General features: G+C 71.0%; 20 protein-coding genes and 1 pseudogene. 11 read left to right on the top strand and 10 right to left on the bottom strand.

Annotated elements, in window-relative coordinates; genetic code table 11:
* Positions 1 to 31: 31 nt before the first annotated feature.
* Positions 32 to 679 (top strand): TetR/AcrR family transcriptional regulator, encoded by a 648-nt coding sequence (locus ACZ5VD_RS16425; RefSeq protein ID WP_468548005.1) that lies wholly within the window; start codon positions 32 to 34, stop codon positions 677 to 679.
* Between the two features lie 12 nt (positions 680 to 691).
* Here the strand turns inward: ACZ5VD_RS16425 and ACZ5VD_RS16420 are convergent, their stop codons facing one another.
* Positions 692 to 1,909, bottom strand: a complete 1,218-nt coding sequence (locus tag ACZ5VD_RS16420; RefSeq protein ID WP_468548004.1) for a magnesium and cobalt transport protein CorA — start codon at positions 1,907 to 1,909, stop codon at positions 692 to 694.
* Positions 1,910 to 2,031: 122 nt separating this feature from the next.
* On the opposite strand from ACZ5VD_RS16420, the gene ACZ5VD_RS16415 reads away from it, so the two are divergent.
* Complete coding sequence (locus tag ACZ5VD_RS16415; RefSeq protein WP_468682547.1) at positions 2,032 to 3,135, top strand: winged helix DNA-binding domain-containing protein; 1,104 nt, start codon at positions 2,032 to 2,034, stop codon at positions 3,133 to 3,135.
* Positions 3,136 to 3,245: 110 nt separating this feature from the next.
* Here ACZ5VD_RS16415 and ACZ5VD_RS16410 read toward each other — a convergent pair whose 3' ends face one another.
* The 3 genes and pseudogenes from ACZ5VD_RS16410 to ACZ5VD_RS16400 all read right to left on the bottom strand — a co-directional run bounded on the left by ACZ5VD_RS16410 (position 3,246) and on the right by ACZ5VD_RS16400 (position 8,132).
* On the bottom strand, positions 3,246 to 4,034 hold the full coding sequence (locus ACZ5VD_RS16410; RefSeq protein WP_468548002.1) for a S1 family peptidase: 789 nt from the start codon (positions 4,032 to 4,034) through the stop codon (positions 3,246 to 3,248).
* Positions 4,035 to 4,286: 252 nt separating this feature from the next.
* Positions 4,287 to 7,133 carry a helix-turn-helix transcriptional regulator gene (locus ACZ5VD_RS16405; protein WP_468548001.1) on the bottom strand — a complete coding sequence of 949 codons (2,847 nt, stop codon included), beginning with the start codon at positions 7,131 to 7,133 and terminating at the stop codon, positions 4,287 to 4,289.
* Positions 7,134 to 7,273: 140 nt separating this feature from the next.
* A pseudogene (locus ACZ5VD_RS16400) lies at positions 7,274 to 8,132 on the bottom strand (helix-turn-helix transcriptional regulator).
* 114 nt (positions 8,133 to 8,246) lie between these two features.
* Between ACZ5VD_RS16400 and ACZ5VD_RS16395 the strand changes: the two are divergent.
* From ACZ5VD_RS16395 to ACZ5VD_RS16385, 3 genes are read left to right on the top strand one after another with little or no spacing between them, the layout of a single operon-like run.
* Positions 8,247 to 9,917: an AMP-binding protein gene (locus tag ACZ5VD_RS16395; RefSeq protein WP_468682546.1), complete on the top strand. Its 1,671-nt coding sequence runs from the start codon at positions 8,247 to 8,249 to the stop codon at positions 9,915 to 9,917.
* Positions 9,914 to 11,554: an AMP-binding protein gene (locus ACZ5VD_RS16390; protein WP_468682545.1), complete on the top strand. Its 1,641-nt coding sequence runs from the start codon at positions 9,914 to 9,916 to the stop codon at positions 11,552 to 11,554. The genes ACZ5VD_RS16395 and ACZ5VD_RS16390 overlap by 4 nt, the downstream gene beginning before the upstream one ends.
* Before the next feature lie 22 nt (positions 11,555 to 11,576).
* A complete protein-coding gene (locus ACZ5VD_RS16385) occupies positions 11,577 to 12,713 on the top strand; it encodes an NADAR family protein (protein ID WP_468547997.1) in 1,137 nt (378 codons plus the stop codon).
* 55 nt (positions 12,714 to 12,768) lie between these two features.
* On the opposite strand, the gene ACZ5VD_RS16380 is transcribed toward ACZ5VD_RS16385, so the two are convergent.
* The gene (locus ACZ5VD_RS16380; protein WP_468547996.1) at positions 12,769 to 13,098 is read right to left on the bottom strand and encodes a hypothetical protein; all 330 of its coding nucleotides are present in this window, start codon (positions 13,096 to 13,098) and stop codon (positions 12,769 to 12,771) included.
* Positions 13,099 to 13,701: 603 nt separating this feature from the next.
* Between ACZ5VD_RS16380 and ACZ5VD_RS16375 the strand changes: the two genes are divergently transcribed.
* The gene (locus ACZ5VD_RS16375; RefSeq protein WP_468547995.1) at positions 13,702 to 16,950 is read left to right on the top strand and encodes an RHS repeat-associated core domain-containing protein; all 3,249 of its coding nucleotides are present in this window, start codon (positions 13,702 to 13,704) and stop codon (positions 16,948 to 16,950) included.
* A gap of 502 nt (positions 16,951 to 17,452) precedes the next feature.
* Here ACZ5VD_RS16375 and ACZ5VD_RS16370 read toward each other — a convergent pair.
* Together ACZ5VD_RS16370 and ACZ5VD_RS16365 are read right to left on the bottom strand one after the other, a co-directional pair.
* Positions 17,453 to 18,019 (bottom strand): GNAT family N-acetyltransferase, encoded by a 567-nt coding sequence (locus ACZ5VD_RS16370; RefSeq protein ID WP_468547994.1) that lies wholly within the window; start codon positions 18,017 to 18,019, stop codon positions 17,453 to 17,455.
* Positions 18,020 to 18,076: 57 nt separating this feature from the next.
* Complete coding sequence (locus ACZ5VD_RS16365) at positions 18,077 to 18,757, bottom strand: hypothetical protein (protein WP_468547993.1); 681 nt, start codon at positions 18,755 to 18,757, stop codon at positions 18,077 to 18,079.
* A 173-nt stretch (positions 18,758 to 18,930) separates the two neighbouring features.
* Here ACZ5VD_RS16365 and gcl point away from each other — a divergent pair, with 173 nt between their 5' ends.
* A complete protein-coding gene (gene gcl / locus ACZ5VD_RS16360; protein ID WP_468547992.1) occupies positions 18,931 to 20,715 on the top strand; it encodes a glyoxylate carboligase in 1,785 nt (594 codons plus the stop codon).
* 9 nt (positions 20,716 to 20,724) lie between these two features.
* Here the strand turns inward: gcl and ACZ5VD_RS16355 are convergent, their stop codons facing one another.
* The 3 genes from ACZ5VD_RS16355 to ACZ5VD_RS16345 form a co-directional block, all read right to left on the bottom strand.
* Complete coding sequence (locus tag ACZ5VD_RS16355; protein WP_468547991.1) at positions 20,725 to 21,099, bottom strand: hypothetical protein; 375 nt, start codon at positions 21,097 to 21,099, stop codon at positions 20,725 to 20,727.
* Between the two features lie 760 nt (positions 21,100 to 21,859).
* Positions 21,860 to 22,750: a 2-hydroxy-3-oxopropionate reductase gene (locus ACZ5VD_RS16350; RefSeq protein ID WP_468547990.1), complete on the bottom strand. Its 891-nt coding sequence runs from the start codon at positions 22,748 to 22,750 to the stop codon at positions 21,860 to 21,862.
* 26 nt (positions 22,751 to 22,776) lie between these two features.
* Complete coding sequence (locus tag ACZ5VD_RS16345; RefSeq protein WP_468547989.1) at positions 22,777 to 23,598, bottom strand: TIM barrel protein; 822 nt, start codon at positions 23,596 to 23,598, stop codon at positions 22,777 to 22,779.
* A 156-nt stretch (positions 23,599 to 23,754) separates the two neighbouring features.
* On the opposite strand from ACZ5VD_RS16345, the gene ACZ5VD_RS16340 reads away from it, so the two are divergent.
* The 4 genes from ACZ5VD_RS16340 (at position 23,755) to uraH (ending at position 25,500) form a co-directional block, all read left to right on the top strand.
* Positions 23,755 to 24,021, top strand: coding sequence for a YkoF family thiamine-binding protein (locus ACZ5VD_RS16340; RefSeq protein WP_468547988.1), 267 nt, complete (start codon positions 23,755 to 23,757; stop codon positions 24,019 to 24,021).
* Positions 24,018 to 24,386 carry a helix-turn-helix domain-containing protein gene (locus tag ACZ5VD_RS16335; protein WP_468547987.1) on the top strand — a complete coding sequence of 123 codons (369 nt, stop codon included), beginning with the start codon at positions 24,018 to 24,020 and terminating at the stop codon, positions 24,384 to 24,386. The genes ACZ5VD_RS16340 and ACZ5VD_RS16335 overlap by 4 nt, the downstream gene beginning before the upstream one ends.
* Positions 24,387 to 24,584: 198 nt before the next feature.
* Entirely contained in the window at positions 24,585 to 25,094 is a 510-nt protein-coding gene (gene uraD, locus ACZ5VD_RS16330) for a 2-oxo-4-hydroxy-4-carboxy-5-ureidoimidazoline decarboxylase (RefSeq protein ID WP_468547986.1), read from the top strand.
* 7 nt (positions 25,095 to 25,101) lie between these two features.
* Positions 25,102 to 25,500 carry a hydroxyisourate hydrolase gene (gene uraH / locus ACZ5VD_RS16325; protein WP_468547985.1) on the top strand — a complete coding sequence of 133 codons (399 nt, stop codon included), beginning with the start codon at positions 25,102 to 25,104 and terminating at the stop codon, positions 25,498 to 25,500.
* Positions 25,501 to 25,502: the final 2 nt, after the last annotated feature.

The following is a 25,502-nucleotide window of genomic DNA, read 5'->3' as shown; positions in this document are numbered from 1 at the left end:
GGACGGTACGCCGTATCGTACAGTGACCCGTATGCCCCGGCACTCTCCCTCCCTGGACCGCGCGACCCCCGACCGCATCGCCGAGACAGCCCTGCTGCTGGTCGACGAGGGCGGCCCCCAGGCGCTGACCTTCCGCGCCCTGGCCGCGCGGCTGGACATCTCGCTCGCCTCGCTCCAGCGCCGCTGCTCGGACCTGGCCGGACTGCTGGACCTGTGCACCGACCACCTGGCCGCCCGCCTGCCCCTGCCCGAACCGGGCACCGACTGGGCGACGGCCACCGAAGCGCGCTTCACCGCGCTGTACCGCCAACTCGCCGACCACCCCGGGCTGTCGGCCCTGCGCGGGACACGCCCCTGGCTCGGGCCGAACCTGCTGGCCCGCCTGGTGGAACCGCAGCTCGCCGACAGCCTCGCGGCGGGCATGACGATCGAGGCGGCGATCACCGCGTACCGGCGGATGTACCTGCTCACCCTCGGCAGCGCCGGCTTCGTCGACCACCGCGCCCCGAAGGCCGCCCAGGCCGCGACCCGCACCGCGCTGGCCGCGCTGGACCCGCAGGAGTTCCCGACACTGACCGCCCACCTGTCCGCGATCGTGCCCGCCGTGACCGACCACGAGGTCTACCACGGGGCCCTGCGCCAACTGATCCACGCGGCCGACCCGTCGACGTGCCGCTGATCCCCGACCCGCCTAGAGCCAGTCCCGTCGCTTGAAGACCAGATACAGGCTGACACAGACGACCCCCATCAGGCCGACCGCGAACGGGTATCCGAAGCTCCAGCCCAACTCCGGCATGTCCTCGAAGTTCATGCCGTAGATCGTCCCCACCAGCGTCGGCGCGAACAGGATCGCCGCCCAGGACGAGATCTTCTTGATCTCCTCGTTCTGCTCGAAGCCCGCCTCCGCCAACGCCCGCATCTCCGCGTTCTGTTGCTGGGTGACCAGGGTCGCGTTGACGGTGAGGATGTCGGTGAGGGCCTGGCGGAAGCCGTCGACGCGTTCGCTGGTGTGGGTCACGTGGTCGGCCACGTCCCGCAGGTAGCGCTGGAGTTCCTCGTCCGTGCCGTACTTCGCGAAGCCGGCCATCAGGGCGTGCAGCATGCCGACGAGGGGGCGGGTGGCGCGCTGGAACTCGACCATCTCGCGGGAGAGTTCGTAGATGCGGCGGGAGACCGCGGGGTCGCCGCGGAAGACCTCCGTCTCGATCTCGTCGATGTCGTTCTGGACGCCGACGACCACCGGCAGATAGCCGTCGACCACCGTGTCCAGGATCGCGTACAGCACCGCCTCCGGGCCCAGCCTCATCAACTCCGGTGTCTTCTCCATGCGGTGGCGGACCGCCGACAGGTCCGGGGCGGCGCCGTGCCGGACCGTGATCACGAAGTCGGGTCCGACGAACACGTGCAGCTCGCCGAAGTCGACCTCCTCCGAGGCGTCGAGATAGCGGGCGGCGCGCAGGACGACGAAGAGGGTGTCGCCGTAGCGCTCCAGCTTGGGGCGCTGATGGGCCTCCATCGCGTCCTCGACCGAGAGCGGATGCAGGTCGAACTCGGCTGCCAGCGTGAGGAGTTCGGCCTCGGTGGGGCGGGCCAGGCCGATCCACGCCATGCCGGAGGGCTGTTCGCGCAGTTCACGGAAGGTCTCGGCGAGGGTGGCGGGGGAGGCGACCCGGACGCCGCCCCGGTACAGGGCCGCCTGGACGATGCTCGCCGGTTCCGGCTCGGTGCCGGGCGACTCGGCACGGGGGTCCGGCCGCGGGTCCGGTGACACGGGCGGCGGGGTGGGTGTCAGGGCGCGGCGCCAGCCGGACCTCCGGGACCTCCGGGAGCCACCGGAGCTCCCGGAGGCTCCGTCGGTCCCGTTGTCTCCGGAGGTCTTCGAGGTCGGACGGTCGCGTCGCTCGGGCATCGCGGCTGCCTCTCGGGTCGGGTCGAACCCACGTCTGCTTGATCACGGAGCAGGATATACGGGGCATACGGCATCGGCCTTGCGGACCGAGGGTGTCCGCAAGGCTGGCTACCGTACGCACCATGACGAAGACGACGGCCCCGCTGCTCGGTAATCGCGCCCTCAACCGCGCCACCCTCGACCGGCAGCTGCTGCTGCGCCCCGCGCCGCTGTCCGCCGGGCAGGCCGTCGCGCATCTCCTCGGTCTTCAGGCGCAGAACGTCAAACCGCCGTACTACGCCCTCGCCGCCCGCCTCGACGGGTTCACCCCACAGGCGCTGTCGGAGCTGATGGCCGAGCGCGAGGTCGTCCGGATCGTCAGCATGCGCTCGACCATCCACACCCACACCGCCGACGACTGCCTCACCCTGCGACCGCTGGTGCAGCCCGCCCGGGACCGTGAACTCACCCTGTTCCGCAAGGGACTTCAGGGCGTCGACCTCGACCGGCTCGCCGCCCTCGCCCGCACGCTCGTCGAAGCCGAGCCGCGCACCATGAAGCAACTGCGCGAGGCCCTGCTCGTCGAGTGGCCGGACGCCGACCCGCAGGCCCTCGCTATCGCCGCCCGCTGCAGGCTCCCGCTCGTCCAGGTCACCCCGCGCGGACTGTGGGGCCGCAGCGGCCAGGTCGCCCTCACCACCGCCGAGCACTGGCTGGGCCGACCCGCCGAGCCCACCCCCGCACCCGACGCGACCGTGCTGCGCTACCTCGCCGCGTTCGGTCCGGCCTCGGTGAAGGACATGCAGGCCTGGGCCGGCCTGACCCGGCTGCGCGACGCCTTCGAACGGCTCCGCCCCGAGCTCCTCACCTTCCGCGACGAGAACGGCGTCGAGCTCTTCGACCTCCCGGACGCGCCCCGCCCCGACCCGGACACCCCGGCCCCGCCGCGCTTCCTCCCCGAGTTCGACAACCTCCTGCTCTCCCATGCCGACCGCACCCGGGTCGTCCCGTCGCAGCACCACGGCCGCACCTGGCAGGGAAACCAGGCCCACTGCACGTTCCTCGTCGACGGCTACCTGGCGGGTGTGTGGAAACTGCAGGACGACGCCCTCGTCGTCGAGCCGTTCGGCGGGCTCACCGAGGGGCAGCGGGAGGAGGTGTGCGCCGAGGGGGAGCGGATGCTGAGGGTGATGCACCCGGGGGAGTCGTACGCCATCCGGTTCGGGACCGTCGTACGGCAGCGGTGAGGCGCGCGACGCCGGGCAGGGACATGGATAGGGGGCGGTGCGGGCCGCTCGTGGAGGCCCGCAACGCCCCCTGGTATTTCACCTGAGAGGTGCTCAGGAGAACTTCTGGGTCATGAGTTGACCTGAGTGGTCACCAGGCTGGAGAACGTGGTCAGCCGGGTGTAGACACCCGGGTAGCCGGCCGCCGCGCAGCCCTCGCCCCAGGAAGTGATGCCTGCCAGGACGCCCCCGATGAGCAGGGGACCGCCGCTGTCGCCCTGGCAGGTGTCCACGCCGCCGGAGGTGTATCCGGCGCACACCATGTCGCTCGCGATGTAGTCGGAGCCGTAGGAACTGCCGCAGCTGGAGTCGGAGACGGTGGGCACCGTCGCCGTACGCAGCTGGTTGGAGGAACTGCCGTTCGAGGAGGTGGTGCCCCAGCCGATGATGCGGGCCGTGGTACCGGCCGCGTACACGCTCGTCTGCGAGGAGGAGACGTAGGACGCCGTGGTGTACGGCATCGACGTCGACAGCGTGAGGACGGCCACGTCGTCGCCGTTGGTGGCGTCCGAGTAGCTCGGGTGGATCCAGATCTTGCTGACCCGTGCGACCGTGCCGTTGGTGCCGTTCAGGTAGGTGCGGCCACCGACCACACGCACGCTGCTGGTGGTCTCGCCGACCATACAGTGGGCGGCGGTGACGACCTTGGTGGCCGATACCAGGGTGCCGCCGCAGAACTGGTTCTGCGAGGCGTCCGTGATCTGCATCATGAACGGGTAGGCGGTCGTGGTGGTCGTCGAACCGCCGACGATGGGCTGGGGGGCGGCGACGGCGGCCGGAGCGCTGGTCAGTGCGGCCGCCGCGGCGGCGGTGGCCACGAGGGCGGCAGCGGTCTTCTTGGCGCGGTGGAACCCGAACATGAGTCTCCTCATTGGGAATTGCCGGTGGGGGTCGCACGGGTGTGGGGTGTGGGGGGTGGCACGGGGGCCGCGGGACCGGCCCCCGTGTGCCCGGGCGAGCGGCACAGCCCCTACGCTAGGACCCGGAACACGCCCTTCCCAATGAGGGAACCCCCTAGGCGAGTTGGGCAGGGAAAACCCTCGGTCGGCCCTCGTCAAACCCACCCGACCGGTGAACCTGCCCGGGCCGCACCGTGTCCGTCCGCCCGGTGCTCACCGCGTACGACGGCCCGCCGCGAGTCTGACGATGTCGACCCGCGATCGGATCCCCAGTTTCCGGTAGACCCGGGTGAGCGTCGCCTCGACCGTCTTGACGCTGATGAACAGCCGCCCGGCGATCTCCCGGTTGGTCGCGCCCTCCATGACGAGCGCGGCGACCTGACGTTCCATCGAGGCGAGCCCGTCCAGGGCGTCCAGGGCGTCCGGCGTGGGGACGGGCGCGGCGACCGGATCGGGTGCCGGCGTCACGGCCGCCGCCTCCGCCTGCCGCAGCCAGGGCAGCGCCCGGCAGCGCCGGAACAGCCGGGTCGCCTCGTCGTACGACGTCGGGCCCGGCCGGCCGGTGCGCAGGGCGGCCAGCGCGAAGGCGGCGCGGGCCTCCTCCAGGCCGTAGCCCAGCTTGCCGAGCCGGTCCTGTGCCGACGTCAACTGGCTCAGCGCGGCCTCGTGTTCGCCGTGGTCACGGTGTTCGAGGTGCGCACCGCGTTTTGACCGCACCAGCGCCTCCGCCCGGTCCAGCACGGCGAGCACGCTCTCCCGGCCCAGCCGCAGCGCGTGTTCACGTGTCACGTCGATGACGTCCTGCGCCTCGGCGAGTTCGCCGACCCGTACGAGGGCCTCGGCGAGGTCGCCGTGCCAGCGCCCGCGCGCCGGGTCGGTGATGCCGAGCCCCAGCTCCAGCTCCCGCACCCGGCGCAGCGAACGGACCGAGCCCTCGGCGTCCCCGGCCACCAGCTGGGCGTGGCCGAGCGCGGCCAGGGCGCGGGAGACGTACATCTGGTCGCCGTTCACCTCGGCGTGCTCCGCCGCCTCCCGGGCCAGCGCCAGCGCCCGGTCCAGGTCCCCGCCGGCCGCCTCGGCGAACGAGGTGAGCAGGGCGCCGGCGACCTCGCCGATACCGGAGTCGCGGGCCAGCCGCAGGCTCTCCCGGGCCAGGTCCAGGGCCCGGCCGCAGTGCCCGGAGCGCAGTTCGGTGTCGGCGAGCAGACGCAGGAAGTGCACCTCGCTCTCGACCATGCCGCGCCGCCGCACCTCGCGCAGCAGCGCGGTGACGCTGGTGCGGGCCTCGGCGAGCTGGTCGCTCATGAGCAGCCAGCGGAACCGGGTCAGGCCGGGGCCGTTGTGATGGCAGGCCACCTGCGGATCCTGGGGTTCCTTCAGGGCCCGTCGGATGGTCGCGGGGGCGTCCGGGTGGCCCATCAGGGTCTCGGCCTGGGCCTGGAAGGCGAGCGCGAGGAGTTCGGTGCGCCGGTCGCCGGACCGGGCGGCCAGCTGGGCCGCGTGCGCGGCCTCCTCGCGGCCCTGAGCGAAGTCGCCCTGGACGACCAGGCCCCGCCAGGCCAGCTGATAGTGGACCAGGGCGAGCAGCCCGGGGTCGTCACCGGCGTCGGCCAGGGCCTGCGGGAAGACGGCGTCGACGTCGGCGAGGGCGTGCCCGGCCGACTCGATCACCACCATCCAGGCGCGTACCCGGTCCGCGGGGACGGTCGCCCGGGTCAGTACCTCGCGGGCGATGTCCCGGGCGAGGTCCACCTCGCCGGCGGTGATGGCGTCCTCGGCGGCCCGCAACCGCCGCGCGTCGGGGCCCGGCACGCTGTCGGCCGGGGTGTGCCGGGCCGCGAGCAGTCCGAGGGAGGCGGCCACCGAGGGCGCCCCGCGGTCCCGGGCCAGCGCGGCGGCCTCCGCGAGCCGGGCCGCCACCTCCGGATCGGTGCCGGAGCTGGCGAGTGCCAGGTGCCGGGCCCGCTCGATCGGGTCGGAGGCCGCCGTGGACAGCGCGGAGTGCGCGGCCCGCCGTTCCTGCGCGGGTGCCTCCGCGTACAGCGCGGCCGAGATCAGCGGATGCGCGAACCGTACGGCGGGCCCCTCGGGCTCGGTCGCGAGCAGGCCGAGGGCGGCGGCCTGGGCGGTCTCCGCCTCGGCGCCCGCCCGGCCGGCCGCGTGCAGCAGCGCCAGGGTGGGGCGCGCGCCGGCGCTGGCCACCAGCAGGGTGCGGCGGGCCTCCTCGGAGAGCATGTCCAGGCGGCTGAGCACCAGGGCCCGCAGCGAGGTCGGCACATGCAGCGGCTCGCCGGGCCGGGGCGGGGTGGGGTCCTCGGCCAGGGCGCGGCCCAGTTCGAGGGCGAAGAGCGGGTTGCCGCCGCTGGTGCGGTGGATGTCGCGGACCGTGGAGCGGGGCAGACCGGTGTAGCCGCGGTGGTCGAGCAGGGCGGACACCTGGGTGCGGGAGAGCGGGCTGAGGCGGACCGCGAGACTGTCCGGGGGCAACGCGCGTAGATGACGGTCGTACTCCTGCCCTTCGGTCCGCACCGCGCACAGCAGCTGGACCGGGGTGTCGCCGAGGCGGCGGGCCGCGAAGCCGAGGAGTTCGGCGCTGGCCGGGTCCAGCCACTGCAGGTCGTCCGCGACGATCAGGACGGGGCGCTCGGCGGCGAGCGCGCGCAGCACCGACAGGACGGCCAGACGTAGCGCGAGTCCGTCGCGCTGGAGGGTGGACTCGCCGCGTCCGGTGAGCGCCGACTCCAGGGCGGTGCGCTGGGCGGCGGGCAGCCGGCCGGACACCTCGTCCACGACCAGGCCGAGCAGATCGGCGAGGGCCAGGAAGGGGAGATGGGATTCGGACTCCGTCGCCGAGCAGCGCAACACGGTCCGGGTCGTGCCGGCGTAATCCGCGGTCAATGCCCGCAGCACGGTCGACTTTCCTATTCCGGCCGGGCCGTGGAGCAGCACGCTGCCGCCGCCGGTCAGCCCCTCACGTGCCGCCGTGAACAGCTCCTCCCGGCCGATCACCAGGTCGGGGCGGCATCTGGCAGGCTCCTCGAAGTCCCGTCGCACGGTCACCGCTCCCCTCCGAGTGTCGTGTCCTGGCCAATATTAGGCAACGGGCTTTGGAATTCGGGCGGACGACGTGGTGAGGGAAATAACAGCGGCCGGCATAGAGAAATTCACAGGTTCGTCCCATGAATCGAATACTGACGGAATCACGGCAGAAACCCCGCCCGGCGGGCGGCCACGACGGCCTCCCCACGGGTCCGGGACCCCAGCCTGCGCATGGCCGAACGGAGGTAGCCCTTGACCGTCTCGGCACTCACCCCGAGCCGCTCCGCGGCCTCCGCGTTCGTCGCGCCCGCGGCCACACAGGCCAGCACGTCCACCTCCCGCGGCGCCAGGCTCACCCCGTCCGACGGCATCGCATCCGAGGTCAACAGCCCGCACGCGGCGAGCAGTTCGGCCCGCAGGGTCTCGTCGGTGATCCGCGGCGCGAGCGTTCGCAGCGCCCTGTGCGCCTCCCGCACCTGCTCCCACGCGGCGCCGCCCGCCGGGGCGCGGGCCGGCTCCGTCCGCGCCCCGGCCGCCGGCCCCCGCGCTTCCTCCCGCAGCCGCCGTGCCTCCTCGCGCAGCACCAGCGCCTGTTCCACGTCCCGCGCCGCCGCCACCACCTCGGACACCGTGCGTGCGGTCGCCCAACGGCTGGGCGTCACGCAGCGCGCCGTACAGCACGCCGCGCACCCGGCGCCGTACCACCACGGGCACCGCCACCACCGAGCGCAGCCCCTCCGCGGCGACCGCGGCGTCGTACTCGTGGCTGATCTGCCGCGAGGAGGAGTAGTCCGTCACGGCGCACGGGCGGGCGAGGGCCACCGCCCGGCCGCCGAGGCCGTATCCGGAGGTCACCGCGAGGGCGCTCAGGGCGGGCGTGGCGGTACCGTTCAGTTCACTGATGCGCATCCTCGGCCCGCCCGACTCCACCAGTCCGCCGAACGCGACCGGCAGCCCCGTCGTACGCCGCAGCCGTACCAGCGCGCCCCGGATCTCCACCGAAGCCGACCCATCTGCCACGAACTCGCCCCTTCGCTGCGGCACACACCCCCGTTCGGGGGTAGTGAGACCTGCATCACGGATTACACGATGGCAGAGAGCCGCCCGGCAATGGTCCGGTGACAAGGAGGACAGATGACGACGGCGACGGAGCTCTTCCGCAGCGCGCGGGACTTCCTGCTGGAACACCGCGAGAACTACGCCACGGCCTACGAGGGATTCGCCTGGCCCCGCCCCCGCCACTTCAACTGGGCGCTCGACTGGTTCGACGTGATCGCGGACGGCAACGACCGGCCCGCCCTGCACATCGTCGAGGAGGACGGCTCCGAGATCCGGCTCTCCTTCGCCGAACTCTCCGAGCGCTCCAACCGCGTGGCCAACCTGCTGCGCGAGCGCGGGGTGGAGGCCGAGGACCGGATCCTCGTCATGCTGGGCAACCAGGTCGAACTGTGGGAGACGGCCCTCGCCGCCATGAAGCTGCGCGCCGTCGTCATCCCGGCGACCCCGCTGCTCGGCCCCGCCGACCTGCGCGACCGTGTCGCGCGCGGGCAGGTGCGCCACGTCCTGGTCCGGGCCGAGGACACCGCCAAGTTCGACGAGGTGCCCGGCGACTACACCCGCATCGCCGTCGGCGGCCTGCCGGAGGGCTGGCAGCCGTACGAGGACGCGTACACCGCCTCCGCCGACTTCCTGCCCGACGGACCGACCCTCGCCGACGACCCGCTGATGCTGTACTTCACCTCCGGTACGACGGCCCGCCCCAAGCTCGTCGAGCACACCCACGCGTCCTACCCCGTCGGGCACCTGGCGACCATGTACTGGATCGGCCTCAAGCCCGGTGACGTGCACCTGAACATCTCCTCGCCGGGCTGGGCCAAGCACGCCTGGTCCAACCTGTTCGCGCCGTGGAACGCGCAGGCGACCGTCTTCCTCTACAACTACACGCGCTTCGACGCGACCCGGCTGATGGCGGAGATGGACCGGGCGGGCGTGACCACGTTCTGCGCCCCGCCCACCGTGTGGCGGATGCTCATCCAGGCCGATCTGACCCAACTGCGCGCCGTGCCGCGCGAGGTCGTGGCCGCGGGGGAGCCGCTCAACCCGGAGGTCATCGAGCAGGTCCGGCGGGCCTGGGGCGTGACGATCCGGGACGGTTTCGGGCAGACCGAGACCGCCGTCCAGGTCTCCAACAGCCCCGGCCAGCCCCTGAAGACCGGTTCCATGGGCCGCCCCAGCCCCGGCTACCGCGTCGAACTCCTCGACCCGGTGTCCGGAGCGCCGGGCGCGACCGAGGGCGAGATCGCCCTCGACCTGTCCACCGCGCCGGTCGGCCTGATGACCGGCTACCACGGCGACCCCGACCTCACGACCGAGGCGATGGCCGGCGGCTACTACCGGACCGGGGACATCGGCGCCCGTGACGCCGACGGCTACATCACCTATGTCGGACGCGCCGACGACGTCTTCAAGGCCTCCGACTACAAGATCAGCCCCTTCGAGCTGGAGAGCGCCCTGCTGGAGCACGAGGCGGTCGCGGAGGCGGCCGTCGTCCCCGCGCCGGATCCGCTGCGGCTCGCCGTGCCGAAGGCGTACGTGGTGCTGGCGGCGGGCTGGGAGCCCGGCCCCGACACCGCGAAGGTCCTCTTCGAGCACGCCCGGCAGACCCTCGCGCCGTACAAGCGGGTCCGCCGGCTGGAGTTCGCTCCCCTGCCCAAGACCGTCTCCGGGAAGATCCGCCGCATCGAGCTGCGCGAGGCCACGGCCGCGGGGTCGGACGCCGAGTACCGCGAGGAGGACTTCCGGTGAGCGAACCGACCGAACCGAACCGATCGGGCGAGACGAACGGACCGAACGAGCCCTCGTACACGCACGGGACGAGCGGGACACCCCTGCTCGGCGACACCGTCGGGGCGAACCTGGACCGTGCGGTGGCCGCCTGGCCGGACCGTGAGGCCCTGGTGGACATGGCGTCCGGACGGCGCTGGACGTACGCCCGATTCGGCGCCGACGTCGAGGAGTTGGCGCACGCGCTGCTCGGCGCCGGGGTGGCCAAGGGCGACCGGGTGGGTATCTGGGCCGTCAACTGCCCCGAGTGGGTCCTCGTCCAGTACGCCACCGCCCGCATCGGCGCGATCATGGTGAACATCAACCCTGCCTACCGCACCCACGAGTTGGAGTACGTGCTCCAGCAGTCCGGCATCTCGCTGCTGTTCGCCTCGCTGAGCCACAAGTCGAGCGACTACAAGGCCATGGTCGGGCACGTGCGGGGCCGCTGCCCGGAGTTGCGGGAGGCCGTGTTCATCGGCGATCCCAGCTGGGAGGCGTTCGTCGCACGCGCGACCCCGGACGCCCCGCGCGACGACCTGTCCTGCGACGACCCGATCAACATCCAGTACACCTCGGGCACCACCGGCTTCCCGAAGGGGGCCACCCTCTCCCACCACAACATCCTCAACAACGGTTACTTCGTGGGGGAGTTGCTCGGCTACACCGAACAGGACCGGGTCTGCATCCCCGTCCCGCTGTACCACTGTTTCGGCATGGTCATGGGCGACCTGGCCGTCACCTCGCACGGCGCCTGCATGGTCATCCCCGCCCCCTCCTTCGACCCGGCGGCCACCCTGCGTGCGGTCCAGGAAGAGCACTGCACCTCCCTCTACGGTGTCCCGACCATGTTCATCGCGGAGTTGAACCTCCCCGACTTCGCCGCCTACGACCTGTCCTCCCTGCGCACCGGCATCATGGCGGGCTCGCCCTGCCCGGTCGAGGTCATGAAACGGGTCGTCACCGAGATGCACATGGCGGAGGTCTCCATCTGCTACGGCATGACCGAGACCTCCCCGGTGTCGCTGCAGACCCGCCGCGACGACGACCTGGAACACCGCACCGCCACCGTCGGCCGCGTCCTGCCGCACATCGAGGTCAAGGTCGTCGACCCGGCCACCGGAATCACCCGACCCCGGGGCACGGCAGGCGAGTTGTGCACCCGCGGCTACAGCGTGATGCTCGGCTACTGGAACGAACCCGAGCGGACCGCCGAGGCCGTCGACCCCGGCCGCTGGATGCACACCGGCGACCTGGCCGTCCTGCGCGAGGACGGATACGTCGAGATCGTCGGCCGCATCAAGGACATGATCATCCGGGGCGGCGAGAACATCTACCCCCGCGAGATCGAGGAGTTCCTCTACGCCCACCCGAAGATCGCGGACGTCCAGGTCGTCGGCGTCCCCCACGACCGCTACGGCGAGGAGGTCCTCGCCTGCGTCATCCCGCGCGACCCGGCCGACCCCCCGACCCTGGAGGAACTGCGCGCCTTCTGTCAGGACCGGCTGGCGCACTACAAGATCCCGAGCCGGCTCGAAGTCCTCGACTCCTTCCCGATGACGGTCTCGGGCAAGGTGCGCAAGATCGAACTGCGGGAGAAACACGCGGCACGCGGCTGATGCCTTCCGTCAGAATGTCGCGATGATCGGCAGACGCATCACCTACCGCATGGCGGACGGCATACGAGTACCCGGGACCTGGCGGCACGTCTTCATCCACAACTTCGACTACCACCTGACGGACCTGTTCATCTACGCGGACGGGCTCGTCGACTGCTGGGGCCTGGTCACCCTGGAGGAGTTCGAGGAGAAGCTGCGGTGCGGCTGGGTCGCCGTCGAGCTTCCGGAGGGCGCCGAGGCGTCCGGCCACGAACTGGCCCGCTGGAAGTTCGCCGAACCGCGCACCTGGCTCACCCCCGAACTGCTGCTCGCCGAGGTGCGGGACACCGTGGATCAGCTGGGTGGGCGTTCGGACTCGACGGACCGGTGCCTGGACGCCGTCGAGGCGTTCCTCGCCGACCGCACCGAGGAGAAGCGGGCCGTCGCCCGTGAGGCCTACCTCGCCATCCCCAGCACCCGACGCCACTACGCGCTCGGCGACATGGACCGCAAGGACTGGCCGCTCCAGGTCCTGGTGGCCGGGCCCGGCGGGCGCACGTACCGTCCGGACGACAAGGTGGTCACGCGGGAGTGGTACGACGAAGCGGTCCGCTACTTCGAGGAGCGGGCGGAGTGGATCGCCGGGCGTTCCTCGCGGGTCCCCGCCGACGGCCCGGTGACGTCCGTCGCCCCCGCGATCGAACTCGCCGAGAGCTATCCGCTGACCTCGTCCGACGACCCGGACACCAGGGCCCTGCGCAACAACTACCCGGCCCCTGTCGAGTTCGACGGGGTCACCTACCCCTCCGTCGCCCACGCCTACTGGGCCCTGTCCACCGCCGACCCCGGCGCCCGGGCGGCGATCGTCGCGGCGGCCGGGGCGTACGACGCCCGGAAGCTGGGCGCCGCCGCCCCTCGCCGAGAGGGCTGGGAGCAGGCCCGTACGGCGGTCATGACCCGCCTGATCCGGGCCAAGTTCGCCCAGCATCCGCACCTGGCCCGGATCCTCCTGGGCACGGACGACGCGACGATCATCTACAACGAGTTCGACTCCGACTTCTGGGGCGACAACAGCGGCCGCGGCCGCAACTGGACCGGCCGCCTCCTGGAACTCGTCCGCTCCGAACTGCACGCCGAGCGGGCCGGGACCGGACCGACCGCCGGCCAGTGGGAATCTTGACCCGATGTCGCAACTGGCCTTGGCATGCCAAGGCCTGACGGTTTGTCAGGCTGTGCTAGGCGGCGTGTTCCCACTCGTCCTGGTACGGGTCCTCGTCGTCGGTCGGCGGGTCGTCGGAGTTCTTCTCGCGGGCTCGCAGCAGTGCCCAGGCGAGGGCGGAGGCGCAGGTGAGGATCCAGGGTGCGGGCCAGGTGTAGGGCCACCAGGGTGCGCGGGGGTCGAGCAGGATGTCGGCGGCGGCCAGCGCCATCGCGGTGGCGAGGCTCCAGCACAGCAGGCGGCCGGTGTGCTGGACGGCACGGGAGAGGCGGCCGAGGTGGCCGGGTCTGATGCGGCGTGGGCTGCGCGCGCGGCATGAGGGCGTGGGTCTGCCCGGGTGGGTCATGGCGGGAAAGTCCTCTACTCAGAGCGGTGGCGGCTGCTGCGGAGGCGGTCGGGCCGGACGCCGTAAGTGTGCATTCGGTGAAGAGCCGTACACAGGGGCGTTCTTGGGGTGGAGGTGGCCTACGAGACAACTTTCAACGCGGGGTATATCCGGGCGAACCGGGACACGGCATCCCGTCTCTCATGGTCGACGTGACAGGTGGGCGGACTGAATTTGACTGGAATCCGGCGGGTAGAGGCCGATCAAAGCGCTGAAATCTGGGAAAGGAAGCGCTTTCAGTCAAGTCGTTTGTCATATTCAGGGCCGGAACTGAGCATTCCTCACTTTTTTCGCACCGATTCACGCCCTCCTGTCCCGTTATGGCGACCCGAAGGGGTAGGGCTGATTCCGGCCCGTATCGGAACGCGGTTGGAGGGCACTCCGCGCCGTTTCGTGTGCCTCTTCTGACAGCTTGTGCGTCATCTGTGACCACTGGGGTCACGGTTTCTGACTTCCTGTGGGGGGAAGCTGATGCATTCGCGTGCTGCGCGCATGCCGTCCCGGCGTGCCCGAAGATCGTCCAGAGTCGCTGTCACCGCCGCCGTCGTCACTGCGGCGTTAGTCGTGGCCGCCGCACCCGGTGCGGCGGTCCCCGGACCGGAACTGCCCAAGCCGGAGAGCCCGTGGACGAAGCCGACGAAGGTCGACGCGCCCGCGACGCCGGCCGGCGTGACAAAGGCCCCGAACTCCGAGGCGGAGACCGAGGTGTCGGCCGAGGTCGCCGCCTGGCGGGCGGCCCAGAAGGCCCGTACCACGGGAGGGATGGCCAAGTCCCGGAGTGCTGCCGTCAAGGCCGTCCCGTACCTGCCCGAGGGGCAGGGGCAGGTCCCCTGGCACCGCATTCTCGACACCCGCCTGAGTGACGCGATCGTGGCCCGGGTGAATCTGTCCAACGGCAACCTGATGCTGGCCGCCACCGATTTCGACATCGCGGGCGTCGGCCAGAACCTTCAACTGGCCCGCACCTACAACTCGTTGGAAGCCCCCTGGGGCAAGACCTCGCAGCGCTGGTGGCAGGGGTACGAGCGCTACCTCCAGGTCCACGACGGCGAGGTGGACGTCTTCGACGCCACCGGTGACCTGTTGCGCTTCACGGAGAAGAGCGGCGGCGGGTACACCACCCCGACCGGCTACTCCAAGGACCTCACCAAGAACGCGGACGGCACCTACACGCTGACCGACCGCAAGTCCGGCAGCCGCGACACCTATGACGCGGACGGCACCCTGACGAAGGTCGCGGACAAGAACAAGGGCACGGTCACCGTCGACCAGCACGACGAGGGCGCCGAGCACAAGGGCTTCAAGCTGACCGAGACCCGCTCCGGGCGCTGGATCGACCTGGTCAAGACCGACGCCTCGCAGTGGCAGGCCAAGGACCACACGGGCCGCACCGCCGTCCTCGACCTGGACGCGTCCGGCAACCTGGCCCAGGTCACCGACACGGCGGGCAAGGCCACCCACTACGAGTACGACGGCGACGGCCGGGTGACGAAGGTGACCACCCCGGAGGGCACGGTCACCGTCTTCACCTACGACGGCCACAACCGCCTCACCTCGATGCTGCGCGCCACGGGATCCACGAGCGGCGGTCACACCGGACCGACCTGGCGCTTCGGCTACTCGGCCGCCACCCCGGCCGAGGCGGGCACGACGACGGTGACCGATCCGGACGGCGACGAGACGCTCTACACGCACAACGCGGACGGCGAGGTCACCAAGGTCACCGACCCGCTCCAGCACTCCCGCCACAGCAAGTACACCAACCACCTCGTGCAGACCGCTGTCGACGCGATGGGCACGGGCGCGGACGGTACGGGCGGCAACACCACCACCTACGGCTGGGACGGCCGCAACAACGCCACCTCCGCCAAGCTCCCGTTGGGGGCGACGGCGTCGGTGACGGCGTATCAGACGATCGCGGGCACGGATCTGCCAGGCGACTTCACCAGTGCGGACGGCCGCAAGGACACCTTCAAGTACGACACCAACGGCAACACGATGTCGGTGACCACCTCGGGTACCGCCGGCGCGACCCGTGAGTACACGTACAACAAGGCGACCCCGACGTGCGGCGGTTTCGAGGGCCAGCGCTGCACGGCCAAGGACGGCAACGGCAAGGTCACCTCGTTCACCTACGACGCCAAGGGCAACCTGTCCAAGGTGACCCCGCCCGCGCCGCTGGGCGCGACGACGTACACCTACGACGAACTCGGCCGGGTGGAGACGGCGACCGAGGGCCGCGGCATCAAGACGGTCTACGTGTACGACACCCGGGACCGCGTGAAAACGGTGTCGTCGACGAACTCCACCGTCACCTACTCCTACGACGGTGACGGCAACGTGAAGTCCCGCACGGACGCCTCCGGCACCACCAAGTGGGACTACGACAAGCTCAACCGGGAGAGCGTGCGCACCCTGCAGAACAGTGCGCAGACCGCGCTGGCCTACACCCCGGGCGGGGACGTCGACCACTACACCGACCCGACCGGCACGACGGACTACACCTGGGACAAGGCCGGCCGCCTCGACTTCCTGACCGCCCCGGACGGCAAGAAGACCGACTTCGACTACGACAACAACGACAAGCGCACCAAGACGATCTACCCCGGCGGCACCACCCAGTCGTTCACCCTCGACAAGAACGGCCGCCCGCAGGCGATCAAGACAACCTCAGGCACGACGACACTGATCGACCTGACCTACAGCTACGCCAACGCGGGCAAGGACACCACCAAGACCCGCACCCGCACCGACAACCTCACCAAGCTGAAGACGTCCTACACGTACGACAGCCAGGACCGGCTGTCCTACGCTCTGGAGGCCGACTCGGCCGGCGCCCGCAAGGCGTCCTGGCTGTACTGCTGGGACAAGGCCGGCAACCTCACCGCCCAGGACGGCACCGCCGCCACCTGCCCCACCACGGCCACCTGGACCTACAACGACGCCAACCAGCTGACCGCGCAGAACGGCTCCACCACCGGCTGGTCCTATGACAAGGCCGGCAACGAGACGGCAGGCGGACGCACGGCCGCGACCGCGCGGACGAACGAGGCCTGGACGGACCACAGCCAGCTCTCCGCCATTGCGCAGGGCGGTACGAACTACGACCTGGTCCACGCGGGCACCGACAACTCCGAGCGCACGAAGCTGGGTTCGACCTGGTTCCACCACACCGCGCTCGGGCTGGCGTCCACCACGACGAACGGCGTCGACACCGGATTCATCCGCGAACCCGCGGGCACGTTGAACTCCATGACGACTGGGGGGAAGTCCCACTACTACCTCACCGACGCCACCGGCAACGTCCTCGGCCTGGTCGACGACGCGGGCAAGCGCACCCACACGTACGCCTACGGCCCCACCGGCCTGCCCCGCACCACCCCGACCGAGACGGTCCCGCAGCCGTACCGCTACAGCGGCACCTACCTGGACCCGACGGGCCTGTACAAGATGGGCCATCGCTATTACGACCCCCAGATCGGCCGCTTCACCCAGCCCGACCCCAGTGGACAGGAAAGCAATCCGTACCTCTACGCGGCCGGCGACCCCATCAACAACAGCGACCCCGCCGGATTGTTCAGCTTCTCCGACATACTCGACACGGGCAGCGACGTTTTCGGAGTGGTCGCAGGTTGCGTGGCGGGGATTGGAGCTGCGGCAGAGACCGGAGCCATCACATACGCCGGAGTGGTCGGCGGCGTGGTCGGCGCTGGAGTCGGCAGTGCTGTAGGCGTTGGTGCTGCCGTAGTCGGTAGCTGTGCGCTGGGAGGTGCCGCGGGATACTACGGAGCGGACATTCTCACCTACGGGTAACGCGTGAAGAATAGCTAGAAAAGGGAACTACGGCCCCCGTGGGTGGCTGTGGGCCGGGAATTCCTTCCCGGCCCACAGGTTTTCCTGCGAATGCGGAGGGAGTGGTGAAGGAATGCGACGGAAGGGTGCATCGATGAATGACACAGTAAGAGGATTGCGAACCTTCTCCGCGGGTTTGATCGTAGGAGGACTGTGTGCGTGCGTTGCAGGAACGGTCACTGGCGATGCTGTGCCGATCGCGCTCGGAGCGGTCGCCGCAGTCAGCGGAGTGGTTCTGGCGGTCCTCGCCTTTCTGGGCCATCGGAAGACTCGCTCCTGAGAGCTCACCAGCCGATGGTGTCGTCGACGAACTTCACCGTCACCTACTACCTACGACAAGCTCAAACGGGAGAGCGCGCACCCTGCAGAACAGTGCGCGGGTAGGTCCCGTTCTGCACGTGTGCGGCGTGGGTGCTCCATGTCGTCACCGGGAACGGGTGTTGACGAGGCTGTCCGGCATTCGTCACGGTCGGCGGCACCCATCGCGACCTGGTGCGTGCGGAGGCAGGGGTTCTCGGGGCAGGCGCATGCACACCCGGGGCCACCGGTCCAGGCCCGACTCCCGCTCATGGGCGCGGATCCGCCGTAGCCCGGGGGTGAGTTCGGGCTCCGTCAGGGTGCGGAAACCGAGGCGCTCGTAGTACGGCGCGTTCCACGGCACCTCCGTGAACGTGGTGAGGGTGAGGCCGGTCAGGCCTTCCTCGCGGGCGCGGTCGGCGGCGTGGGCGAGAAGGGCGCGGCCGACGCCCCGGCGGGCGGCGTCGGGGTGCACGGAGACCTGCTCGATGTGGAGGGCGCCGTCCACCGGTTCGCAGAGGAGGTAGGCGACCGGTCCGTCACCTACGCCGTCGCCCTGGTCGACGGCGACCCAGGCGCGGCCCGCCCGGCGGTATGCGTCCAGCACCTCCAGGGCGGGCGGCTCGTCCTCGGCGATCTCCGTCATACCGAGGTCGTGGAACGCGGCGCCGGCGGCGCGCTCGATGTCCCGGAGGACCGGAAGATCGGCGGCGGTGGCGGGACGGATGCGCATCCGCCGAGTGTCGGGTGGGTGAGCGTCGGGCGCGAGCGAATTACCTGGGCGGGTGGGTCAGGCCCCCGCCGCGTCCAGCTCGTCCGCATGGCAGTTCACCGGCTGTGGCGTTCCCGAGAGGTCCAGGACGAACAGCGGGACGCTCAGCGCGTCGGCGCGGTCGCGGGCATCGGGGGAGAAACCGGCCAGGGAGAAGTAGGCGCAGGACGCCGACTCGGCCATGGCGGACAGCCACAGGCACTCCACGTCGCGCAGGGACGTGGGCCGTACGGTCGGGTCGATCCGGGCCAGCAGACCGCGCGCGGCGAGGCCGATGCCGGACGGCGGTCGCTGGTCGGCACGGCGGACGTCCCGGTAGCCGAGCCAGCGCAGATAGAGGGCCGCGGCGGTGACCGCGTCGCGGGCGGTACGGATGGCGACCGGCTGGAAGGCGCGGCGCCGGACCGGGGCCGGGGCGGTCTCCGCGGGCATTCCGGCCACCGGTATCCGCAGCAGCGTCCCGCACGCACAGCCCAGTTCGGGGTACGGCCACTGGTTGCGCAGGCCGCAGTCGCCGCACCGCACGGTGACCCACTCCTCGTCCCAGGCGCGGTGGGTGACGGCGTCGGCCGCCCCGTGTTCGTCGAGGTCCGGGGCGACGGGCGCCCCGCACACACACGGGTACGCCGGGGCCTCGTAGACGTGTTCGCGTCCGCAGGCCGGGCAGCGCACCGACACGCTCTCGGACATGGGGCCCATCGTCCTCCCGCCGACCCCCGCTTGTCCGTCTCTTGACGGCCTTGGCCCCTCCACTTACATTGTTTCCAGATAGTAGAAGTTGGTTTCCGTATCGCGGAAACTGAAGATTCGGGAAGTGCTCGCCGCGGGGCGCGACGGCAGTACGGATCCGACAGCCGAAGCAGGAGTACTCGATGGCTCGAATGACCGCTGCCCGCGCGGCAGTTGAGATTCTCAGGCGTGAGGGCGTCAGCGCCGCGTTCGGCGTCCCGGGCGCGGCGATCAACCCCTTCTATGCGGCGCTCAAGGCCTCCGGCGGCATCCACCACACCCTCGCCCGCCATGTCGAGGGCGCCTCGCACATGGCCGAGGGGTACACCCGTACCCACCCGGGCAACATCGGTGTCTGCATCGGCACCTCCGGACCGGCCGGCACCGACATGATCACCGGCCTGTACTCGGCCCTCGGCGACTCCGTCCCGATCCTGTGCATCACGGGCCAGGCCCCGACCGCCGTGATCCACAAGGAGGACTTCCAGGCCGTCGACATCGCCTCCATCGCCCAGCCGGTGACGAAGATGGCGGTCACCGTCCTGGAGGCCGCACAGGTCCCCGGCGTCTTTCAGCAGGCCTTCCACCTGATGCGTTCCGGGCGTCCCGGCCCGGTCCTGATCGACCTGCCGATCGACGTCCAGCTCACGGAGATCGAGTTCGACCCGGACACGTACGAGCCGCTCCAGGCGTACAGGCCGGCCGCGAGCCGTGCCCAGATCGAGAAGGCGATCGGCATGCTGAACGCCGCCGAGCGCCCGCTGATCGTCGCCGGCGGCGGAGTCATCAACGCCGACGCCGCCGAACTCCTCGTCGAGTTCGCCGAGTTGACCGGCACCCCGGTGGTGCCGACCCTGATGGGCTGGGGCGTGCTGCCCGACGACCACGAGCTGAACGCCGGCATGGTCGGCCTGCAGACCTCGCACCGCTACGGCAACGCGACCTTCCTGGAGTCCGACTTCGTCCTCGGTATCGGCAACCGCTGGGCCAACCGCCACACCGGCAGGCTCGATGTCTACACGGCCGGCCGGACGTTCGTGCACGTCGACGTCGAGCCCACCCAGATCGGCAGGATCTTCGCCCCGGACTACGGCATCGCCTCCGACGCGAAGGCCGCACTGGAGCTGTTCGTCACGGTGGCACGGGAGTTGAGGGCCGAGGGCAGGCTGCCCGACCGCTCCGACTGGGTCGCCGCCGCGCAGGAGAGGAAGGCGACCCTCCAGCGCCGTACGCACTTCGACGACATCCCGATCAAGCCGCAGCGCGTCTACGAGGAGATGAACAAGGCCTTCGGCCCCGAGACCCGGTACGTCTCCACGATCGGTCTCTCGCAGATCGCCGGCGCCCAGATGCTGCACGTCTACCGGCCCCGCCACTGGATCAACTGCGGCCAGGCGGGCCCTCTCGGCTGGACGGTCCCGGCCGCGCTCGGCGTCGCCAGGGCCGACCCGCAGGCGCAGGTCGTCGCGCTCTCCGGCGACTACGACTTCCAGTTCATGATCGAGGAGCTGGCGGTCGGCGCGCAGCACAAGATCCCGTACATCCACGTCCTGGTCAACAACGCCTATCTGGGCCTGATCCGCCAGGCGCAGCGGGCGTTCGACATCGACTTCCAGGTCAAGCTGGAGTTCGAGAACATCAACTCGCCGGAGCTGGGCGTCTACGGCGTCGACCACGTCAAGGTCGCCGAGGGCCTCGGCTGCAAGGCGATCCGGGTCACCGACCCCGCCGAACTGGGCGCGGCCTTCGAGCAGGCGAAGAAGCTCGCCGCCGAGTTCCAGGTGCCCGTCGTCGTCGAGGCGATCCTGGAGCGCGTCACCAACATCTCGATGTCCACCACCAACGACATCAGCAACGTCGTCGAGTTCGAGGAGATCGCGACCGAGCCGGGGCACGCCCCGACGTCGATCAGGACACTGAAGGTCTGACGGTCACCGTCAGTCGCGCGGGGGGCGGCCCGGCCCGGGCCGCCCTTTCGTGCGCCCGGTCCCCGACCCCGTCGACCCTGCCGCCCCGCCGAGGTTGCGCGGGGACCGCGGACGGACCCCCTTGTCGGCGACCTCGGCCCGGGGCGTCGGCCCCGCCCGCATCGCGAACCGTGGGACGAGGGCGGCGAGGGCCGGGGTGCCGTGCGGGGCGACCGCGGGCAGCGTGTCGTCCGTCGGCAGGTCCTTCCGGCGGGCCGGTACCGGGTGTTCGGCGCGCAGGACGTCCAGGGCGCGGCGGGCGGCCCGGGTCCGGCGCGGCGGACACGCGTGCGGCGGCCCGGCGGCGGACAGCCCGCTCCGCAGCGCGGTGACCTCCTCGCGCACGGCAGGCTCCCGCACCAACCCACTGATCGCGAGGGGCTGTTGGAGGCGCGAGTGGACGGCCTGGTCGAGTGCGGTCAGGGCCTGCCCCGCGCTCCCGGGCTCCCCGAGACCCGTACCGTGCCCGGTCGGCCGGCGTCCACAGCACCCCGCGGACGCAGGGCGGGCACGGCGACCGTGACGGCGGCACGGGGACCTCCCCGCAGCGGCGCGACCTCGTGCGGTTCCGGCCGGACCGTCGTGGCGCTGTCCATGGCACCCCCGTGCACGGGGCCCGCCGCCCCCGTGTCGACGGGCCCCGTGTGAGGAGAATGTGCCCGGGCCCGGGGGCGGTTGAAGCCTCCCGGGCCCGGTTCAGAGCTTGATTTGAGGGTGCCGTAGCCCGCGTACGCCCGGTGGCGTACGCGTCCGGGCGTCGCTCCCTGGTGGGGAACTCGGGGAACCAGCGGAAGTCAGGGGACCGCGGCGGTTGCGACGGAGCCCGCCAGGCCCTTCCCTCAGGTCGAGAAGGGGCACGGGGGTCCTTCACCACCGCACTGGCTCGCAAGGCCGCCGCGGTCCTGCCCTGCCCGCGTCCGGGCCGGTCGACCACCCCTCATCCGGGTCGTCGGTGGTCGGGCGCGGGCAGGGAGTGGGGAAGTGGATTCCGGGCGGCGCCGACGCCTGGGCGCGACAGGACAGTTGTCAGCGTCGGCGCCGCCCGGGGTTTGGGGGAGGGGTGTGCCGGATGCGACGCAGGGGATCCGGTGTGCCGGTCCGGGGGTCAGACGCGGGCGCCGGAGAGGCGCTCCACCGCGCGCAGCAGCGCCGAGTGGTCGAGGCCGCCGTCGCCCTGCGACCGCAGGCCGGCGACCAGTTGGGCGACCAGCGCGCCGACCGGCAGGGCCGCGCCGACGTTGCGGGCGGCGTCCGTGACGATGCCCATGTCCTTGTGGTGCAGGTCGATCCGGAAGCCCGGCCTGAAGTCCCGGTTCAGGAAGTTGTCCTTCTTGCGGGTCAGCACGGTGGAACCGGCCAGCCCGCCGTTCAGGACGTCCAGCGCCGCCTTCAGGTCCACGCCCGACTTCTCCAGGAAGACCACGGCCTCGGCGCATGCCTGGATGTTCACGGCGACGATCAGCTGGTTGGCGGCCTTCACCGTCTGGCCCGAGCCGTGCGGACCGCACAGCACGATCGTCCTGCCGAGCGCCTCGAAGACCGGCTCCGCCTGGTCGAAGTCGGCCTGCGCGCCGCCCACCATGATGGACAGCACGGCCTCGATGGCACCGGCCTCACCGCCGGACACGGGGGCGTCCAGGACGCGGATGCCCTTGTCCTCGGCGGCCTTCGCGAGGTCGACGGAGGTCTGCGGGGTGATCGAGGACATGTCGATCAGCAGCGCGCCGGTGCGGGCGTTCTCCAGGATGCCGTCGGGACCGTAGGCGATGGCCTCGACCTGCGGGGAGGCGGGCACCATCGTGATCACGACGTCGGCGTCCCGGACGGCCGCGGCGATCGAGGCGGCCACGGTGCCCCCGGCGGCGGCCAGCCGGTCGAGCTTGTCCTGCTCCAGGGTGAAGCCGGTGACGTCGTAACCCGCCTTGATCAGGTTCTCGGACATGGGGGAGCCCATGATGCCGAGGCCTATCCAGGCGATCTTGGGAAGGTTGCTCATGGCAGGGGTGCCTCTCGGTACGGGGGTCAGCGGGACAGCCAGTCGAAGGCCTCGGAACTGGGACGGTCGCCCGGCTTGTACTCCAGACCGACCCAGCCGTCGTAACCGGACTTCTTCAGCTGGTCGAGGAGGTCTTCGAGGGGGAGCGAGCCGGTGCCCGGCGCGCCGCGCCCGGGGTTGTCGGCGATCTGCACATGGCCGGTCCGCGGCGCGTAGCGCTCGATCACCGACGGCAGGTCCTCGCCGTTCATGGACAGGTGGTAGAGGTCCATCAGGAAGCGCGCGTTGCCGAGCCCCGAAGCCTCGTTCACCTTGTCGACGATGCCCACCGCGGCGGGCGCGCTCACCAGCGGGTACAGCGGGGACTCCGGCTTGTTCAGGGCCTCGATCAGGAGGATCGCGCCGATCCGGTCGGCGGCCCGGGCCGCGAGGACCAGGTTCTCCAGCGCCAGCGCGTCCTGCTCGGCCGGGTCCAGGCCCTCGACGCGGTTTCCGTACAGGGCGTTGAGCGCCCGGCAGCCCAGCGATCCGGCGAAGTCGGCCGCCACGTCGATGTTGGCGCGGAAGCGCTCCGACTCCGCACCCGGGACCGAGAGGGCACCCCGGTCCGGGCCGGGCAGTCGGCCGGCGTAGAAGTTCAGCCCCGTGAGCCGGACCCCCGCGTCCTCGATCGCCTGCTTCAGGGCGTCGAGTTCGGACCGCTCGGGCGTGGGGGAGTCGATCCAGGGCCACCACAGCTCGACCGCGGTGAAGCCGGCCGCGGCGGCGGCCGCGGGGCGCTCCAGGAGCGGGAGTTCGGTGAAGAGGATCGACAGGTTGACGTTGAAGCGCTGCTCTGTGAATCCCATGTCGCGGGCGCTCCTTTCCGTGTCGAGAGGCTGTGCGGGCGTCAGTAGATTCCGTATAGTGGAAACTAGTTTCTGCTTACTGGAAGATTGCCGCCGGGTGTCGGAGCTTGTCAAGAGGGCTCGGCGGAAATCGGCGCCGCGCGTTAGGTTGTGCGCGTGCGATTGCGAGTGGAGTTCACGACCGAGCCCTTCGATCTCGACGAGGCGCCCGCGCACGCGGTGGTGGCCCGTGAGGTCGTCGAGGCGGCCGAGCTGGACGCGGTGGACGTCGGCCCGTTCGGCAACACGGCGGAGGGCGGTGCCGATGCCGTGCTGAGTGCCGTGGACGCGCTGCTGCGCCGGACCCTGGAGTCCGGCGCCACCCGGATCTCGCTCCAGCTCAACGTGATCGGCGAGCGCGCCGTCGAGGGGGACGGGAAGTGAGCGGCGCCGGGGAGGAGACCTTCGTCGCCGCCGTGAAGCCGCTGGTCGACGCGATGGGCGGTGAACTGCTCCCGCCGGACCAGGCCGGGCCCGACGACGTGGTGCTCGCCTGGGAGGGGGCCGACGTCGTCGCCGTACGCCTGCCGCAGCTCGCGGACTCCCTCGATCACATCCTGGCCGCCATGGAACGCAAGAAGGGCAAGCCCCTCGCCGACCTGGACCGCAAGGCCAAGCAGGAGGTCGTGCGCATATTGGAGGCGCGTGGCGCCTTCTCCGTGCGGCACGGCGTGGAGACCGTGGCGAGCGCCCTCGGGGTGAGCCGCTTCACGGTCTACAACTACCTCAACCGCGAGAAAGAGGCCTGACCGGAGCGGCTTGAGCGAAGCGGCCCGGGCGGCGAGGTCCGAGCGCCGGGCTCGCGGGGGCGAAAAGGACCTGTTCGTCGAGCTTGGCGGGCTTTGTTACCCGGAATTTTCAACAAAGTGTTGACGCACTCTTCGTCAGGGCGTTAGCTGACGGCAGCCCGTTCAGTACGACGGCCCTTCGCGGCCACGGAGGCTCCCGTGACGTCGACTTCCCCGCCCCCGGGCCTGGCCCGGTTCAACGCCCTTGAGGAGCACGCCGCCTTCGTCGCCCTCCACGAGGCGTGTGCCTCCACGGCATGGGCGAAGCGGCTGCTCGCGGCCCGCCCCTACACCACCCCCGACGACCTCTACACCGCCAGTGACGACGCGACGGCAGGGCTGAGCGCCGCGGATCTCGCCGAGGCCATGGCCGGACACCCGCCGATCGGCCGCCCCCGGCCGGGCGACCCGGCCTCGGCGCGGGAACAGCGCGGCATGGCCGGCGCCTCCGAGGACCTGAAGGCGGAGATGCTGGAACTGAACCTGGCGTACCAGGAGAGGTTCGGCCACGTCTTCCTGATCTGCGCCACCGGCCGCACCGGCGAGCAGATGCGCGACGCCGTCAAGGAGCGGATCGGCAACACGCCGGAACGGGAGCGGGAGATCGTCCGCACCGAACTGGGGAAGATCAACCGGATCCGGCTCGCCCGCATCGTCGAAGAGGACTGAGAACCGCATGAGCACCAGCACCACGGCCTCGGTGTCCACGCACATCCTGGACACCTCCGTCGGCCGCCCCGCCGGGGGTGTCGCCGTCCGGCTCGCGGCCCGCGGTGGCCGCGCCGCGGACTGGCGGGCACTCGGCGGCTCCGCGACCGACGCCGACGGCCGGTGCAAGGACCTGCCGGCACTGCCGGAGGGCACCACACACGTACGGCTCGACTTCGCCGTAGAGGCGTACTTCGAGCGTTCCGAGAAGAAGCAAGCCGATGCGCAGCAGGACGCCCCCGCGAATCGGGACAGCGACGCGTTCTTTCCGGAGGTGGCGATCACCTTCGCCGTCGAACCCGGAGAGCACTACCACGTACCGCTGCTGCTCAACCCGTTCGGCTACTCCGTTTACCGAGGGAGCTAGCT

Source organism: Streptomyces sp. NPDC032822 (genome assembly GCF_055578825.1).
This window is presented reverse-complemented; position numbering and strand designations above follow the sequence as displayed.